Origin of the sequence: Tropicimonas aquimaris, assembly GCF_042676185.1 — a bacterium.
GTDB classification, from domain to species: Bacteria; Pseudomonadota; Alphaproteobacteria; order Rhodobacterales; family Rhodobacteraceae; genus Tropicimonas; species Tropicimonas aquimaris.
Genome location: NZ_JBHTJT010000023.1, coordinates 39,379 through 55,569, shown reverse-complemented (window position 1 = coordinate 55,569; position 16,191 = coordinate 39,379). Strand labels below are relative to the sequence as shown.

At 66.8% G+C, this 16,191-nt stretch carries 15 protein-coding genes; 9 read left to right on the top strand and 6 right to left on the bottom strand.

What is annotated here, in order from left to right:
- Positions 1 to 53 precede the first annotated feature (53 nt).
- Complete coding sequence (locus tag ACFQ2S_RS13185) at positions 54 to 1,193, top strand: patatin-like phospholipase family protein (protein WP_386075109.1); 1,140 nt, start codon at positions 54 to 56, stop codon at positions 1,191 to 1,193.
- 25 nt (positions 1,194 to 1,218) lie between these two features.
- Here ACFQ2S_RS13185 and ACFQ2S_RS13180 read toward each other — a convergent pair whose 3' ends face one another.
- From ACFQ2S_RS13180 to ACFQ2S_RS13165, 4 genes are all read right to left on the bottom strand, one after another.
- Positions 1,219 to 3,543, bottom strand: a complete 2,325-nt coding sequence (locus ACFQ2S_RS13180) for a Tex family protein (RefSeq protein WP_386075108.1) — start codon at positions 3,541 to 3,543, stop codon at positions 1,219 to 1,221.
- Positions 3,544 to 3,644: 101 nt separating this feature from the next.
- Positions 3,645 to 4,622, bottom strand: coding sequence for a 2-dehydropantoate 2-reductase (locus ACFQ2S_RS13175; RefSeq protein WP_386075106.1), 978 nt, complete (start codon positions 4,620 to 4,622; stop codon positions 3,645 to 3,647).
- A gap of 9 nt (positions 4,623 to 4,631) precedes the next feature.
- Positions 4,632 to 6,173: an acyl--CoA ligase gene (locus tag ACFQ2S_RS13170; protein ID WP_386075104.1), complete on the bottom strand. Its 1,542-nt coding sequence runs from the start codon at positions 6,171 to 6,173 to the stop codon at positions 4,632 to 4,634.
- A 31-nt stretch (positions 6,174 to 6,204) separates the two neighbouring features.
- Entirely contained in the window at positions 6,205 to 6,891 is a 687-nt protein-coding gene (locus ACFQ2S_RS13165; RefSeq protein WP_386075102.1) for a fumarylacetoacetate hydrolase family protein, read from the bottom strand.
- 132 nt (positions 6,892 to 7,023) lie between these two features.
- Between ACFQ2S_RS13165 and ACFQ2S_RS13160 the strand changes: the two genes are divergently transcribed.
- From ACFQ2S_RS13160 to ACFQ2S_RS13125, 8 genes are all read left to right on the top strand, one after another.
- A complete protein-coding gene (locus ACFQ2S_RS13160) occupies positions 7,024 to 7,752 on the top strand; it encodes a FadR/GntR family transcriptional regulator (protein WP_386075101.1) in 729 nt (242 codons plus the stop codon).
- An 80-nt stretch (positions 7,753 to 7,832) separates the two neighbouring features.
- Positions 7,833 to 8,795 (top strand): ABC transporter substrate-binding protein, encoded by a 963-nt coding sequence (locus tag ACFQ2S_RS13155; protein ID WP_386075100.1) that lies wholly within the window; start codon positions 7,833 to 7,835, stop codon positions 8,793 to 8,795.
- Between the two features lie 79 nt (positions 8,796 to 8,874).
- Positions 8,875 to 9,636, top strand: a complete 762-nt coding sequence (locus ACFQ2S_RS13150; protein WP_386075099.1) for an ABC transporter permease — start codon at positions 8,875 to 8,877, stop codon at positions 9,634 to 9,636.
- Complete coding sequence (locus tag ACFQ2S_RS13145; protein WP_386075097.1) at positions 9,623 to 10,423, top strand: ABC transporter ATP-binding protein; 801 nt, start codon at positions 9,623 to 9,625, stop codon at positions 10,421 to 10,423. Before ACFQ2S_RS13150 ends, ACFQ2S_RS13145 begins: the two co-directional genes overlap by 14 nt.
- A 3-nt stretch (positions 10,424 to 10,426) precedes the next feature.
- Positions 10,427 to 11,179 carry an ABC transporter permease gene (locus ACFQ2S_RS13140; RefSeq protein WP_386075095.1) on the top strand — a complete coding sequence of 251 codons (753 nt, stop codon included), beginning with the start codon at positions 10,427 to 10,429 and terminating at the stop codon, positions 11,177 to 11,179.
- Between the two features lie 392 nt (positions 11,180 to 11,571).
- The gene (locus ACFQ2S_RS13135) at positions 11,572 to 12,564 is read left to right on the top strand and encodes a TRAP transporter substrate-binding protein (RefSeq protein ID WP_386075093.1); all 993 of its coding nucleotides are present in this window, start codon (positions 11,572 to 11,574) and stop codon (positions 12,562 to 12,564) included.
- 72 nt (positions 12,565 to 12,636) lie between these two features.
- Entirely contained in the window at positions 12,637 to 13,137 is a 501-nt protein-coding gene (locus tag ACFQ2S_RS13130) for a TRAP transporter small permease (protein ID WP_386075091.1), read from the top strand.
- The gene (locus ACFQ2S_RS13125; RefSeq protein ID WP_386075090.1) at positions 13,134 to 14,444 is read left to right on the top strand and encodes a TRAP transporter large permease; all 1,311 of its coding nucleotides are present in this window, start codon (positions 13,134 to 13,136) and stop codon (positions 14,442 to 14,444) included. Before ACFQ2S_RS13130 ends, ACFQ2S_RS13125 begins: the two co-directional genes overlap by 4 nt.
- Positions 14,445 to 14,501: 57 nt before the next feature.
- On the opposite strand, the gene ACFQ2S_RS13120 is transcribed toward ACFQ2S_RS13125, so the two are convergent.
- Both ACFQ2S_RS13120 and ACFQ2S_RS13115 read right to left on the bottom strand, forming a co-directional pair.
- Positions 14,502 to 15,344 (bottom strand): class II fructose-bisphosphate aldolase, encoded by an 843-nt coding sequence (locus tag ACFQ2S_RS13120; RefSeq protein WP_386075088.1) that lies wholly within the window; start codon positions 15,342 to 15,344, stop codon positions 14,502 to 14,504.
- Positions 15,341 to 16,183: a 5-deoxy-glucuronate isomerase gene (locus ACFQ2S_RS13115; RefSeq protein ID WP_386075086.1), complete on the bottom strand. Its 843-nt coding sequence runs from the start codon at positions 16,181 to 16,183 to the stop codon at positions 15,341 to 15,343. Before ACFQ2S_RS13115 ends, ACFQ2S_RS13120 begins: the two co-directional genes overlap by 4 nt.
- Positions 16,184 to 16,191: the final 8 nt, after the last annotated feature.

The following is a 16,191-nucleotide window of genomic DNA, read 5'->3' as shown; positions in this document are numbered from 1 at the left end:
GGCCATATGGCGGCGCGGTCGCCGGACCGGCACGCAACCGGGATGACGTTCAGATGACCGACACACCCCTGACCCCTTTCGGACTCGGGCGCCGACAGGTGCTGGCCGGGCTCGCCGGTCTCGCGCTCGCCGGCTGCGCGCAGCCGACCCGCACTGAGCTTTCGACGCGCTCCTACACGGAGGACGACCCGCTGTCCGGCTGGCGCCTGCCCGCGAATGCCGGCGCCTCGGTATGGTCCGAACACCTGCCCGCCGCTGAGCTTGCCAGAGGTCCGATGACGCTGGCGATCTCCGGCGGCGGGGAGGATGGCGCCTTCGGGGCCGGCGCGCTCGTGGGATGGTCGCGGACCGGGCATCGGCCGGCGTTCGACGTGGTCACCGGCGTCTCGGTCGGCGCGCTGATCGCGCCCTTCGCCTTTCTCGGCCCGTCCTATGACGACGCGCTGCGGCGGATCTTCACCGAGTACGACGCGGACGATTTCATGGCGCTATCGATCTCTGACGCGGTCTTCGGCTCGGCGCTCTACGACACGGCAGGGCTGCGGAAACTGCTGGAGACCTTCGTTCCCGACAGCCTGATCGACGCGGTTGCGGAGCGGCATGCGGATGGCGCGCGGCTGTTCGTCGTCTCCTCCTGCCTGGAAACCTCGCGCGGCCATGCCTGGAACATGGGAAAGATCGCGCAGGCCGGTCACTACGACCTGTTCCGCGGTATCCTGCGGGCCTCCTCCGCGCTGCCGGGCGTGTTTCCGCCCGTCGCGCTGGCGATCCCGGTCGACGGCGGGACCCTGACGGAGACCCATGTCGACGGCGGGGTTCAAATGCAGTTCCTGGCGCTGCCGGCCGCCATCGCGCCGGGACGGGGGCAGATCTATGTCCTGATCAACAACACGCTCACGCCCGCGGCCACCGACGGGGCGCACAGCGCCTTGGGCGTCTCACAGCAGGCGCTGACCGCGATGATCCGGGCCAATGCGCTCTCCGCGGTGCAGGCCGCGGCACGGCGGGCCCGCGCCAACGGCGTGTCCTTCGCGGTGGCCGCCATCGATCCGGCGAGCGGGATCGTCTACGACCCGTCCAACCGGTTCGACGCGGGTTACATGAACGCGCTTTACCGGCACGGCTACGAGCGCGCGGTCGGGGGCAGCCTGTGGACGCACCCGACCGGCGAGGGCGCGCCCGCGCCGACCTGAGCCGGCGGGGCGGGCCAGGCGGGCGTCAGTCGCGCTTCATCGCATCGAGCAGTGCCGCCCCGAAGGAGCCGGTGCCGCCGTTGCCGGACGTGGCGCCGCCGGACTTGCCGCGCGGCGCCTGGCCCTTCTGCGGCCGGCCGCGGCCGGAGGCGCCGCCGGTGGCGCGTTCCGGACGGTCGCCGCCGCGCTCCGGGTCCTTTTTCATCGACAGGCCGATGCGCTTGCGCGCTACGTCGACCTCCATCACCCGCACCTTCACCACGTCGCCGGTCTTCACCACCTCGTGGGGGTCCTTCACGAACCGGTCGGCGAGCTGCGAGATGTGGACCAGGCCGTCCTGGTGCACGCCGACATCGACGAAGGCGCCGAAGGCCGCGACGTTGGTCACCGTGCCCTCCAGCAGCATCCCCGGCTTCAGGTCGGTGATCTGCTCCACCCCGTCGGTGAATTTCGCGGTGACGAACTCCGGGCGCGGGTCGCGGCCGGGCTTGGCAAGCTCGGAGAGGATGTCGCGCACCGTGGGCAGACCGAAGGTCTCGTCGACGAAATCCTCGGCGCGGAGCGTCCGGAGCCGCGCCTCGTCGCCCATCAGGCTGCGCAGGTCGCGCCCGCAGGCGGCGACGATCCGGCGGGTGACCTCGTAGGCCTCGGGGTGCACGGCGGAGGCGTCGAGCGGTTCCTTGCCCTCGCGGATCCGCAGGAAGCCCGCGCATTGCTGGAAGGCGCGCGGCCCGAGGCGGGCGACCTTGAGCAGGTCCTTGCGGGTGTCGAAGGGCCCGTTGGCATCGCGATGCGCGACGATGGATTCCGCGAGCGTCGACCCGACGCCGGAAACCCGCGCCAGCAGCGGGGCGGAGGCCATGTTGAGATCGACGCCGACCGCGTTCACCGCGTCCTCGACCACCGCGTCGAGCGCCTTGGCGAGGCGGAACTGGTCGACATCGTGCTGGTACTGGCCGACCCCGATGGCCTTGGGCTCGATCTTCACAAGTTCGGCCAGCGGGTCCTGCAGGCGCCGCGCGATGGAGACCGCACCGCGCAGCGACACGTCGAGCCCGGGGAATTCCTTCGCCGCCAGTTCGGAGGCGGAATAGACCGAGGCGCCGGCCTCGGAGACCACGACCTTCATCGGCTTGGGTGCCGGCAGGTCGCCGATCAGCTCGGCCACCATGCGCTCGGTCTCGCGGCTGGCGGTGCCGTTGCCGATGGCGATGAGCTGCACGCCGTGCTGGCGGATCAGCCGGGCCAGCGCGGCTTGCGCGCCGCGCAGGTCGTTCTTGGGCTGGAACGGATAGACCGTTTCGGTGTCGAGCAGCTTGCCGGTCGCATCGACCACGGCGACCTTTACGCCGGTGCGGATGCCGGGGTCGAGCCCCATCGTCGCGCGGTTGCCGGCGGGGGCCGCCAGCAGCAGGTCCTTGAGGTTGCGGGAGAAGACGCGGATCGCCTCTTCCTGCGCCCGCGCGCGAAGCTCGCCCTGCAGGTCGAGCAGCATGGTCAGGCTCAGTTTCACCCGCCAAGCCCAGCCCGCCACGCCGCGCAGCCAGGCATCGCCGGGGCCGTCGCCGCGGGTGTCGAGCGCGGCGCAGACCATCGCCTCCACCGCCGGGAGGTCGGCCTCCGGATCGGGCGCGATGTCGAGCCGCAGGATGCCCTCGTTGCTGCCGCGGAACATCGCCAGCGCCCGGTGGCTCGGCACGTCGGCCCAAAGTTCGCGATGGTCGAAATAGTCGGAGAACTTGGCGCCCTTCTCCTCCTCGCCCTCGTTCACGCGGGAGGTCAGGTAGGCCCGCGCCTGCATGAACTCGCGCAGGCGGCCCAGCAGGTCGGCATTCTCCGCCAGCGTCTCCACGAGGATGTCGCGCGCGCCGTTGAGCGCCTCCTTGGTGTCGGACACCTCGTCGGTGATGAAGCCCTGGGCCAGTGACTCGGGCGGCGTGGCGCGGTCGGCCAGGATCGCATCGACCAGCCCGCCCAGGCCCCGCTCGCGGGCGATCATCGCACGGGTGCGCCGCTTCGGTTTGTAGGGCAGGTAGAGGTCTTCGAGCGCAGCCTTGGTCTCGGCCGTCACCAGCCGCTTCTCCAGATCCTCGGTCAGCTTGCCCTGCTCGCGGATCGAATCGAGGATCACCCTCCGCCGCGCCTCCATCTCGGTCAGGTAGGCGAACCGCTCCGACAGGTTGCGCAGCTGGGTGTCGTCCAGCCCGCCGGTGGCCTCCTTGCGGTAGCGCGCGATGAAGGGGACGGTCGCCCCTTCGTTCAGCAACCCGATGGCGGCGGTCACCTGCTCCGGCCGGGCGCCGATTTCGGTTGCGATGCTGCGGGCGATGCGGGGGGTGTCAGCTGTCATGGCGCTCCGGAACTCCGTTGGGAAGCCCGGTTTACAGCCCCCGCCGGACTCGGCCAAGCCCAAACCGGCGGGCTCGGCTCATCCCCGCCCGGCCGTCGCGGTCAGTAAAGCCCCGCCGACCGCGCCCGGAGCTGAACCAGCGCGAGGATCGTGTCGATCATCGGCGTCGGCAGGTCCACCAGCCGCCCCAGCTCCTGCACCGAGGCGACCAGCGCGTCGATCTCCATCGGCCGGCCGAGTTCCAGGTCCTGCAGCATGGAGGTGCGATGCACGCCCACTTCGGCGCCCGCGTCGATGCGGCGGTCGACCTCGATGGGGAAGCGCACGCCGAGCGCCTCGCCGATGGCCTGCGCCTCGACCATCATCTCGCGCACCAGCGGCCGGCAGCCGGGATCGGTGCAGAGAACGTCGAGCGTGGCATGGGTCAGCGCCGAGATCGGATTGAACGAGAGGTTGCCCCAGAGCTTGATCCAGATCTCCTCGCGGATGCGCGGCCGCACCGGCGCCCGCAGGCCCGCCTCGCCCATCAGCTTCGACAGCGCTTGCGCCCGGTCGGATTTCGACCCGTCCGGCTCGCCCAGCGAAAAGCGGTTGCCCTCGACATGGCGCACCACGCCCGCCTCCGGCATCTCGGCCGCCGGGTAGACCACGCAGCCGAGGATCCGCTCCGGGCCAATGCCGTCCCACTGTACGTCGCCCGGATCGACCGTGGCGAGCCGGGTGCCTTCGTATGCTCCGCCGACCTGGTGGAAATACCACCAGGGCAAGCCGTTGACGCCCCAGACGACCGTGGTCTCGGGCCCGAGAAGCGGCTGCATCCGGTCGACCACCCCGGGCACCGAATGCGCCTTGAGCGTCACGATCACGTAGTCCTGCGGGCCGAGGTCCGAAGGGTCGTCGGAGGCCCGGAGCCGCGCCGTTTCGGGCTCGGCGCCCTCTTCCAGCAGGGTCAGCCCGTTGGTCCGGATCGCCTCCAGGTTGGGGCCGCGCGCCACCAGGCTCACCTCCGCCCCGGTCCGCGCCAGCCGCGCCCCCATGAAGCCGCCGATGGCGCCCGCTCCGAATATGCAGATCTTCATCGTCGCCCCTTACGCGTTTGCCAGCCCAAGCTTTTCGGCCAGGCCGATCCGCTGGATCTTGCCGGTGGCGCCCTTGGGGATCTCGTCCAGAACCACGATCTGCCTCGGCACCTTGAAGTCGGCCAGCCGGCCGGAGGCGTAGTCGCGGATGCCGCGCGCGTCCGCTTCAGCGCCCTCGCGGATCACCACCGCCGCGCCGATCTCCTCGCCGAGCTTGGGATGCGGGATCGAGAAGGTCACGGCCTGCGCCACGTCGGGATGCTCCAGCAGCACGGTGTCGATCTCCAGCGGGCTGATCTTCTCGCCGCCGCGATTGATGATCTCCTTGAGCCGTCCGGTCAGGCTCAGGTAGCCGTCGCCGTCGAACGTGCCCTGGTCGCCGGTGCGGAACCAGCGCCGCCCCTCGGCCTCGAAGAAGGATTTCGCATTGGCCTCCGGGTTGCTCTCGTAGCCGGGGGTCACGTTGGGACCGGAGATCACCACTTCGCCGGTCTCGGCGCTCCCGATCAGCCGGTCCTCGGCCTCGTCGGCCAGCCGCACCTCGGGGCCGGCCGGAACGCCGACGGAACCGGGCTTCTGCGCCCCGCGACCCAGCGGGTTGCAGGCCATCTGGTGCGCCGCCTCGGTCATGCCATAGGCCTCGATCACCGGCGCGCCAAAGGTCTCCTCCAGCGCGCGCATCACCGGCGCGGGCAGAGAGGCGGAGGAGGAGCGGAGGAACCGCAGCCCGGCCTCGCGGATGATCTCCTCGTTGCGCCCGGCGCGGGCCAGGATCGCCTGGTGCATGGTCGGAACGGCCGTGTACCAGGTCGCGCCGCTAGCCTTCAGCTCGGCAAAGAACCGCAGCGCGGTGAAACCCTGCGAGCACCAGATCGACCCACCCGAGGACAGGGTCGCCGTCACCGCCGCGATCAGCCCGTGGATGTGGAAGAGCGGCATGACGTTCATGCAGCGATCCCCGGCGGTGAGGTCCAGCGAGCGGGCGACGTTGCCCGCCGAGGCCGCGACGTTGGATTGCAGCAGCGGCACGATCTTGGGCCGCGAGGTGGTGCCGGAGGTATGCAGGATCAACGCGACATCCCCGGCCTCGGGCGCGGCGGTGTCGGGCGTCCCGGCAATGCCGCCGCCTTCGTTCTTGAGGCGATAGGCGCCGGCGGGCGCGCCCGGCTCGACCGCCAGCCGCAGCAGCCGCAGGCCGAACTTGCGCGCCGCGGCGATGGCGGGGCCGTCGTAGCCATCGGCAACGATCAGCGCCCTCGCGTCGAGGTCGCCGAGGTAGAACTCGAACTCCTCCTCCCGGTAGGCCGGGTTGAGCGGCGCGGTGGTCGCCACCTGGGCTACCGTGATGAAGGCGCTCGCCATTTCCGGGCCGTTGGGCAGGACGATGGCGACGCGGTCGCCGCGGCCGATCCCGGCGGCGTGGAGAGCGGCGCGGGTCTCGGCCACCTGCGCGGCAAGACCCGCGTAGCTCAGCCAGGCACGCCCCTCCGCGCCGAGCGCCGGGCGCTCCCCGGGGATATCGGCCAGAAGGCCGGCAATCGTGTCGCTCATCGTCCTGCCCTCCCGTTGCTGTCCCGCGCTGTCAGACGACCGCGACCGACAGCTCGCCAAGACCGGCCACGGAGGCCTCCATCCTGTCGCCGCGCACCACCGGGCCGACGCCCGAAGGCGTGCCGGAGAGAATCACGTCGCCCGCGGCCAGCTCGAAATACTCGGAGAGGTAGGAGATCATCTCCGGCACCTTCCAGATCATCTGGTTGAGGTCGCCCTCCTGGGTCACCTTGCCGTTCACCTTGAGTTGGACCAGCCCTTCGGAGGGATGACCGACCTCGCTCGCCGGGTGAACCGGCCCGCAGGGCGCGGAGCGCTCGAAGGCCTTCCCGATTTCCCAGGGCCGGCCCATCTTCTTCATCTCGCCCTGCAGGTCGCGGCGGGTCATGTCGAGCGAGACGCCGTAGCCGTAGACGTGATCGAGCGCCTGATCGAGCGGGATGTTCCGGCCGCCGGATTTCAGCGCCACCAGCATCTCGATCTCGTGGTGCACGTCCTCGGTGTGCGGCGGATAGGGAAATTCGCCCGAAACATCGAGGTTGTCGGGGTTTTTCTGGAAGAAGAACGGCGGCTCGCGATCCGGGTCATGGCCCATCTCGATGGCATGGGCGGCGTAATTGCGGCCGATGCAATAGACCCGTCGCACCGGAAACATCGCCTCCGACCCGGCGACGGGAATCGCCACCACGGGGGGCGTGGAAATCACGTAATTCGTCATGTCGTCCTCCATCCGACCCGGTCTTCCTTCTGCGGGCGACCGAAACCAATTACGCAACCAATCGCAACCAATCGCTGTCTTGTCAACAAATCTATTGACGAAAGCCAATTGATCGGCCCTAATCGAACCAATATGACGAAATTGGGCGATCAATTGCCGGTTCACCCGGTGGCCTCCAACGGAGGCGGGCCCGTCTCGAGGGAGGCGGCGGTCGCGGCGCTGCGCCGGCTGATCGAGCTTGGAAACTACGCGCCGGGCGACAGGCTTCCGCCGGAGCGGGAGCTGATCGTGCAGCTCGGGCTGACCCGGGCTGCGCTGCGCAAGGCGCTGGAGACGCTGGAGGCCGAGGGCCTGATCTGGCGACATGTCGGCAAGGGCACCTTCATCGCCAGCGAGGGGGAGGGGGCCGTCGCCGGCCGGTTGCACGACCTCGCCAAGCAGATCACCCCGGTCAAGATGATGCGGTCCCGGATCGCCATCGAGCCGGCGATCGCCCGGGAGGCTGCGCTGAACGCCTCGAGCGAGGCGCTGGCGCGGATCGAGGATGCGCTGACCCAGACGGTGAACGCACCGACATGGGACGAATACGAACAGTTCGACGACCTGCTGCACCGGCGGATCGCCCTGGCGACCGACAACCCGCTGCTGATTTCGTTGTTCGACCAGCTCAACCAGGTGCGCCGTGCGGTGGCTTGGGGAAATGTCGTGCGGGCCTCGATCCGCCCGCCGGCCGACCACACGAGCTTTGCCGAACATGCTGGAATCGCCGAAGCGATAGCCGCACGCGACGCAAACGGCGCACAGGAGGCGATGCGCAAGCATCTGGCGTCCGTGTCCGCGCGGCTTTTTGGGGAGGTTTGATACGACGGAAGACATCCGCGCAGGGGCGGCAGAACCCCGACCGGACCAAGGACCTACGGAACATGTCTAGGGAGGACACCATGAAACACCTGATGAAACGGGCCATGGCCGCTGCGTTCGCAGTCGGCTTCGCGGCAACGGCGGCGCAGGCGGACACCATCCGCATCGCGCTCGCCGAAACACCTTCGGACGAACTCGCGGCCTTCTTCGTCGCGCTGGAACGTGCGAAGGCCAACGGTCTCGACTACGAGTGGACGGCATTCTCGGACGAGGAACTGGCAATTCAGGCCGTGCTGAGCGGCCAGATGGACATCGGCTTCGGCACCCCCTACGCGGCGATGCAGCGCTCCAAGGCGCCGATCCGCATCGTCTTCCAGCTCTCCAAGCTGAAGTTCTTCCCCGTCACTTCGAAGAAGTACGAGAAGCTGGAGGACCTGGACGGTGAGCCGATCATGCTGCACTCGCGTGGCGGCGGCACCGATTCCATCGCCAACGTGATCGAGGAAAAATACGGCATCACGTTCGGCGAGCGGTCCTACGTGCCTGGCTCCGCGAACCGCGTCGTGGCGCTGGTTGCCGGGCAGACCGATGCCACGATCCTCGACCTGTCCAACAAGAACAAGCTGATGAAGCAGGAAGGCGACAAGTTCAACGTCCTGCCGATGTTCGAGGTCGAGGCCAGCGACGAAGCGCTCTTCGCCAACCTCGACTGGATCCAGAACAACGAGGAGGCGGTGAACACCTTCGTCGCCGCCCTGGTCAGCACCTGGCAGGACATGTCGGAAGATCCGACGATCATCAGCCGCGAGACCAACCCGGACGGCCCGATCGGGCAATTGCCGCCGGAGATCCTCGGCAACCTCGACACCTTCTACACCGACGCCGTCGAGGGCGGGCTCTATGATCCGAACGGCGGCGGCGAGAAGGCCGCGATGGCGGACCTGGAATGGTACTCCGGGGCCGGTCAACTCGAGGGCGACCCCTCCGAGCTGAAGATCGAGGACTTCTGGTACCTCGAGCCGCTCAAGGCCGCGACCCAGTAAGGGCCACGTGCCGTGCCGGCCCGGGCCGACCGGGCCGGAAATCCTTTCCCAACCAGTTTCGCGACAGGAGTTCCAACGGATGCTCTCGCGCCCGACCCTGCTCAAGATCCTCTCCACGCTGATCGTCTTCGGCGCCTGGGAGATCGCCGGACGCATACCGGTGAGCTACGCCTTCCCGACCTTCATCGAATCCATGCAGGCGCTGGCCCGGATGACCTTCGATGGCACCCTCTTCACCGCCTATGGCGAAACCCTGAAACCGCTGGTGATCGGCATCCTGATCTCGACGGTGCTGGGCATCAGCATCGGTCTCGCAATCGGCCTGAGCGGCTGGTTCGACTGGCTGATGTCGCCGATCTTCATCGTCATGCAGGCCGCCCCGCTCGCGGCGTTGATCCCCCTGCTGGTGATGGCCTACGGGATCGGGCTGACGTCCAAGGTCTTCGTGGTCTGCATCATGGCGATGCCGGTAATCGTCCTTAACACCTCGAGCGCGGTGCGCAACACGCCCTCCTCGCTCAAGGAGATGGGCCGTTCCTTCCTCGGCAACGACCTTGAGATCATCACGAAGATCATCATCCCCTCGGCTTCTCCGATCATCTTCTCCGGCCTTCGGCTGGGGGTCTCGGCCGGCTTCATCGGGGCGATCCTGTCGGAGCTCAAGATCACGCCTACCGGGGTAGGCGACATCATCACCTACAGCCGGTCCATCGCCGACTATCCGTCGATGTATGCGGCAATCTTCTCGATCATCCTGCTCGCCGTGCTTTTCCTGAACCTGCTGGAAACGATCGAAAACATCCTCTTCGAAGGGAACAACCGTGGTTATGTCTCAGACTAAGGAAGCGTTCGCCAAGGCGACGGCGCTGGACACCGACATCGCTGTCTCGACGCGCAACATCTGCAAGAACTACGGCGCGGTCGAGGCTCTCAAGAACCTGTCGCTGGAGTTTCCCCGCGGCCAGCTGACATCCCTGCTCGGGCCCTCGGGCTGCGGCAAGACGACCTTGCTCAAGATCATCGCCGGGCTGCTGGAGCCGACCTCGGGCGAGGTCGAGGTCAACGGCAGGCTGGTCACCGGGCCGGGACCGAACCGGGCTTTCGTTTTCCAGGATTTCGCGTTGCTCCCCTGGGCCAGCGTGATGCGCAACGTGGCCTTCGGGCTGGAGCTGCGCGGCGTGGCGAAGTCGGAGCGCGAGGCGATCGCCGAGCGCTACATCAACGCCGTCGGCCTCACCGGGTTCGAGAAAAGCTATCCGCACGAGCTGTCGGGCGGGATGCGGCAGCGGGTTGGCCTGGCCCGCGCGCTCTCGGTCGACGCCAAGGTCCTGCTGCTCGACGAACCGTTCTCGGCTGTCGACGAGCAGACCCGCCGCAAGTTCCAGGAGGACATGCTCAACCTCGTGGCGCACGAGAACAAGACCTTCATCTTCGTGACCCATTCGATCGAGGAGGCGGTGTTCATCTCCGACCAGATCGCGATCCTGTTGCCGCGTCCGAGCCGGGTGTCGGAGATCATCCGCCCGACCGGCTTCCGCAACCGCGACATGGCCAACATCCGGCGCGACCCGGAATACCTCGACATCGTGGACCAGATCTGGGCCTCGCTGCGCAGCTATGTGGAATAGACCATGAAGATCGGAACCTACACGCTTCCCAACATGTCCTCGCTGCTGCTCTGGGGCTTGCTGTGGGAGATCATCGGACGCTCCGGCATGACGTTCTTCGTGCCGCCGCTCTCCGAGGTCGTCGTGACGCTGTTCTCGGTGATCGGCACACCGGCCTTCTTGAAGGCCCTCTCGGAAACCGCCTATGCCTTTTTCGCCGGTGTCTTTTTCGCCATCGCCATCGGCGTGCCGATCGGCGTGATGATGGGCAAGAGCCGACTGGTCGACGAACTGCTGCTGCCTTGGGTAAACATGTTCCTCAGCGCGCCGCTGACCGCGCTGGTGCCGGTGCTGATGGTGCTCTTCGGCTTCGGCATGAAGTCGATCATCATCACCACCACGCTCTTCGCGATCTGGATCATCATCCTGAACACACGGGCCGGGGTGAAGCAGATCAACCGGTCGCTGATCGAGATGGCGCGGAGTTTCGGTGCCACGGCGCGGGACGCCTTCTTCAAGATCTACATCTGGGCGGCCCTGCCCGAGATCCTGAACGGTATCCGGATCGGCGTGATCCGGGCGGTGAAGGGGGTGATCATCGGCCAGCTCCTGATCAGCATCGTCGGCTTCGGCGCGCTGTTCGAGCTCTATTCGTCCAACTTCCTGATGGCGCATTTCTGGGCGGTCCTGATCGTTCTCTTCGCCATGGCCTTTGCGGTGTCGGAACTGCTCGCCTATCTCGAGCGCCGGGTGTCCTACTACGCCTCGACCCGCTGAAGCGGCCCCGAAGCGCCGGCCGGCCGGCTGATCCCGTCAGCCGGCCGAGCGCGTTTTATGCCATCCGTTTATCCCCGCCGGGGCGCCGGTCCGATCCCGGCGGCTCAATTTTTTGACGTTGGGTCAGGTTGGGTCGGTAGGCGGGTGCCGCCCCCCGGAAAAAAATTTGTCATATTTGTTACGCACCCGTGAGCCTTGCGCGGGCGTGCAACGCATTGAACTGAGTGGAAAACTTTGTGGATGCCGCGCGCGCCCTGACGTTTCGCCCGCTGTCGATGCGACAAATAACTACTTGATTTATGGCGTTACTTTGGGGAAGCGTCTGGGCGACATGATGGGTCGGACAATGTTTGCCGGCCCCATTTGTCGACGTCCAATGGGAGGAATACAATTTGTCACTATTTAGCTTCGGCCGCGCAACCGTGGCCGCGATTGCCGTATCTGTCGCTGCCGCGCTCCCCGTCTCGGCTGCCGACCTGACGCTCCGCGGCGCAAGCCTCTTCGACGAGAATCACGCCTACACCAAGACGCTGGTCAAGTTCACCGAGCTGCTGAACGAATACTCGGATGAAGACATCGAGTTCGACATCCGTCTCAACAGCGAGCTGGGCACCGAGCCCGATTTCGTCAACTTCCTGACCCAGGGCGTCGCCATCGATTTCGCGATCATCGCGCCGTCCAACCTGGCCCGCTTCGCCGACGCGCTGCCGCTGATGGACATGCCCTTCGTGTTCCGGGATCTCGATCACTGGAACGCCGTGCTCTCCAGCGACGTTTTCACGCCCCTGGAGGAGGAACTCCGCGAGAAGGCCGACCTCGTGATCGTGGGCTACGCCGGCGGCGGCACCCGAAACCTGATCTCCAACAAGGAGATCAAGAATTTCGACGATCTCAACGGTCACAAGATGCGGGTCATGGGCGCGCCGATCCAGGCGCAGATTTTCAACGCCCTGACCGCCAGCCCCTCCGCCATCGCCTATGCGGAGGTCTACAACGCCATCCAGACCGGCGTCGTCGACGGGCTGGAGAATGAATCCGCCAGCCTCGCCCAGTACAAGTTCTACGAAGTGGCCCCGCACGTCACGCTGACCAAGCACTCGATCACCGTGCGCCCGATCGTCTTCTCCGGCAAATCCTTTGCCAAGCTCTCGCCCGAGCTGCAGGAAGCGATCATGCGGGCCGGCCGTGAAGCAGGCGACTATGGCCGCCAGCTGGAAACGGTCGAGGACGCAGAGAAGCTGGCCGCAATGACCGAAGCCGGCAACATCCAGGTCCACGAGTTCGAGGGCCGCGAAAAGATGCTGGAAATGGTGATCCCGGTTCAGGACGCCTATGCCGAGGAGCTCGGCGCCGCGGAACTGCTTGAAGCGATCCGCTCCAAGTAATCCCAGACCCTTGCTGTCCCGGGCCACCCTCCGGCCCGGGACGATCCCCATATCCAAGAAAAGACCCCCACAATGAAAACCATCGGGCGGGCCCTGGAACTCTCGTGCATGGCGTTGCGAGTGATCATCGGCGTCCTTGTCGGTCTGTTGACCGTCCCCGTCGGTATGCAGGTGATCTCCCGCTATACCGGCATCATCCCGGTCTATCTCTGGACCGAGGAACTCGCGACCTTCATCTTCGTCTGGATCGTCATGCTCGGCTCGATGCTGGCCGTCTGGGACCGGACGCATTTCGACGTCCACGTCCTCCCCGAGGCCACCAGCCCGCTGGGCCGGCTGCTCCAGCAGGGCTTCGTGCACGTGATGGTCTCGGCCTTCGCCATCCTCTTCATCTGGTATGGCATCGGCTACACCGAGTTCGGCTCGATCCAGCATTCCGTGATGCTGCGCATGAACATGGCGCTGACCTATGTCACCGTGCCGGTCGCCGGTGTCGGCTGGGCGCTGTTCTCGCTCTACCACCTCTCCGAAGAAGTCCGGATCTACCGCGACAGCCGCAGGACAGCCCAATGATCGTCTCCACCGCCCACGCCTGCGCCCTCCTCGTCGGCAGCTTCATCTTCCTTGTCGCGATGCGGGTGCCGGTGGCCTTCGCACTTGGCATCGCCACCATCCCGGTCGTCATGATGGATATCCGCCTGACGCCGTTCCTGATCATGGACCGGATGTTCCAGTCCTATAACTCCTTCATCCTTCTGGCGGTGCCGTTCTTCCTGCTGGCGGCCAACCTGATGAACTCCGGCAAGATCACCGACCGGCTGATCGAACTGGCCCGCGTGCTGACCGGCTGGATGCCGGGGGGGCTCGGGCACGTCAACGTTGCGGTCTCGATGCTGTTTGCCGGCATTTCCGGCTCCTCGACGGCCGACGCCGCCGGCTGCGGCAAGATCCTGATCCCGGCGATGACCAAGCAGGGCTACGACGCGCGCTTCGCCGTGGCGATCACCGCCTGTTCCTCGGTCATGGGCGTGATCATCCCGCCCTCGATCCTGATGATCGTCTGGGGCGGCGTGATGTCGATCTCGGTCGGCGCGCTGTTCCTGGCGGGCGCGATTCCGGGCTTCCTGATCGCGGTGGCGCTGATGGGGACGGTCTTCGTCTATGCCAAGATCTACGACTACCCGACCGCCGGACGGCCGACGCTCTGCGACTTCTGGGCCGCCTTCAAGGGCGCCGGGCTCGCGGTGCTGACGCCCGTCTTCGTGATCGGCGGCATCGTAGCCGGCATCGTCACGCCGACCGAAAGCGCCATTATCGCGGCGGGCTATTCGCTGATCCTCGGCATGTTCGTCTACCGCACGATCACGGTGAAGGACCTCGGCCACGTGCTCTACGACACCGGCCGCTTCGCCTCGATCTCGCTCTTCGCGATCGGCACCGCTTCGATCTTCGGCTGGCTGCTGGCCTTCTACGACGTGCCGCGGCTGATCGTCGACGCGCTGACCGGGTTGAACGTCGGGCCGTTTACGACGGCGCTGATCATCGCCGGGCTGTTCCTTTTCTTCGGCCTCTTCATCGACGCGATCCCGACGATCATCATCCTCGGCACGGTGCTCTACCCGGTGGCCTCGGCGGCCGACATCCACCCGATCGCCTTCGCCATGATCGGCATCGTCTCGCTGGCCTTCGGGCTGGTGACGCCGCCCTACGGGCTCTGCCTGCTGATCTCGGCGGCAATCGCCGGGCTCAACGTGGTGCAGGTGCTGCGCGACGTGGCGATCATCCTGGTGCCGATGCTGGCGATCCTTCTGCTACTGATCATCTTTCCCGAGATCGCGCTCTGGCTTCCCGGAAAACTGATGCCGCAAGCAATCCAATAATCGGGCAGTGCAAGAAGCGGGGCGCCGGTCGCGAAAGCAGCCGGGGCCCCGTGGCGTTCATGGGCGCGCGACGGGCGCTCCAAAGGCGCGCAGGACCTGCCGCGTGGCGGCCACCACGGGATCGTGGGTCTCGCGCAGGATCTGCACCCGGTCGAACCGGTCCGGATCGCGGTTGACGGCCTCGCGCAGCGCCGCGCCAAAGGCCATGCGCAACTCGGTCCCTATGTTGAACTTGCAGATGTTTGAGCCGCGGGCGAGTGCGGTGCGCTGCGCCACCGGCACGCCGGAGCCGCCGTGGATCACCAGCGGCACTTCCGTCACCGCCTCGATGGCGCGGATGCGCGCCTCGTCGAGCCCCGCGCCGCTCTCCTGCTGGAGATGCACGTTGCCGACCGAGATCGCCATCGCGTCCACTCCGGTTTCGCGGGCAAAGCGCGCGGCCTCATCAGGGTCTGTTCCGGCGGAGGTCTCGCCGCCCGAATAGCCCACAAAGCCAATTTCCCCCTCGCAGGAGATCCCGGCCGTATGGGCCATCTCGGCAATCGTCGCGGTCTCGTCGATGTTCTGGGCCAGCGGCTTGCGGGAGCCGTCGAACATGAGCGAGGTGAAGCCCGCATCGAGCGCCGCGCGGCACTCCTCCAGCGTGTAGCCGTGGTCGAGATGCGCCACGACCGGCACGCTCGCCTGCTCGGCCAGATGCCGGAACATCCTGCCCAGCACCGGCAACGGCGTGTGCTCCCGGCAGCTCGGCCCGGCCTGCAGGATCACCGGGCAGCCCTCGGCCTCGGCGGCGGCCACGTAGGCGCGCATGTCCTCCCAGCCGAGCGTCACCAGCCCGCCGACCGCGTAGCCCTGTTTCAGCGCCGGTTGCAGGACGTCGGACAAGGTCGCGAGGGTCATTTGAACTTCGCCACCATGTCCTTGATGCCCGGGATCGTGTCGAGCTGCGCGGCATGGGTCGGCTGGAAATACTGCACCAGTGAGCGCTGGCTCAGACCGCCGAGGATGGTGAAGTAATACATCTCGTAGCCGGGCAGCACGCAGCAGGGGTGATAGCCCTTGTCGAGCAGGATCGTGGAGCCGTCCATGATGTGGTAGGCCTCGCCCGGCTCGTTGTCGACGCGCTGGAGCATCTGCACGCCGGAGCCGTAGTTCGGCCGGAAGCGGAAGTTGTAGGTCTCATCGTGGCGGGTCTCGTCGGGCAGCCGGTCGGTGTCGTGCTTGTGCGACGGGAAGCCGGACCAGCCGCCCTGGCCGACCGTGAACAGCTCCGACACCAGCAGCCGGCCGACCTTGCCGTGCTGTTTCTGCCCGAGGATGTGCTTGATCTTGCGGTGGGTCTTGGTGTCGTCCGATCCGTATTGCACGACGTCGAGCCCGTCGGCGCGCACGTCGAAGGGCTCCAGAACCTCGTCGAACTTCGCGCCGGCGACGAACACCTCCGCCTCATCGGAAATGCAGACCATTCGTGCCCTGGCGCCCGACGGCACATAGACGCCCTCGGGCTCGCCGTCCCAGACGTCGAGGCGGCGGTTGCCGAGCGCGGCAAAGCCCACGCCCTCCACGTCCACGTCCACCGTGCCGGTCGCCGGCGCGATGCAGGTCTCGTAGCCCGGCACCTGGTACTCGAAGGCGTCGCCCTTCTTCAGCTTGACGATGTTGAAATAGTTGAGCGGCACGGTTGCGTCATCGACATCGACGATCGGGCGGTTCTGGTTGTCATGAGGAGGGATATGCATGGTGTCTT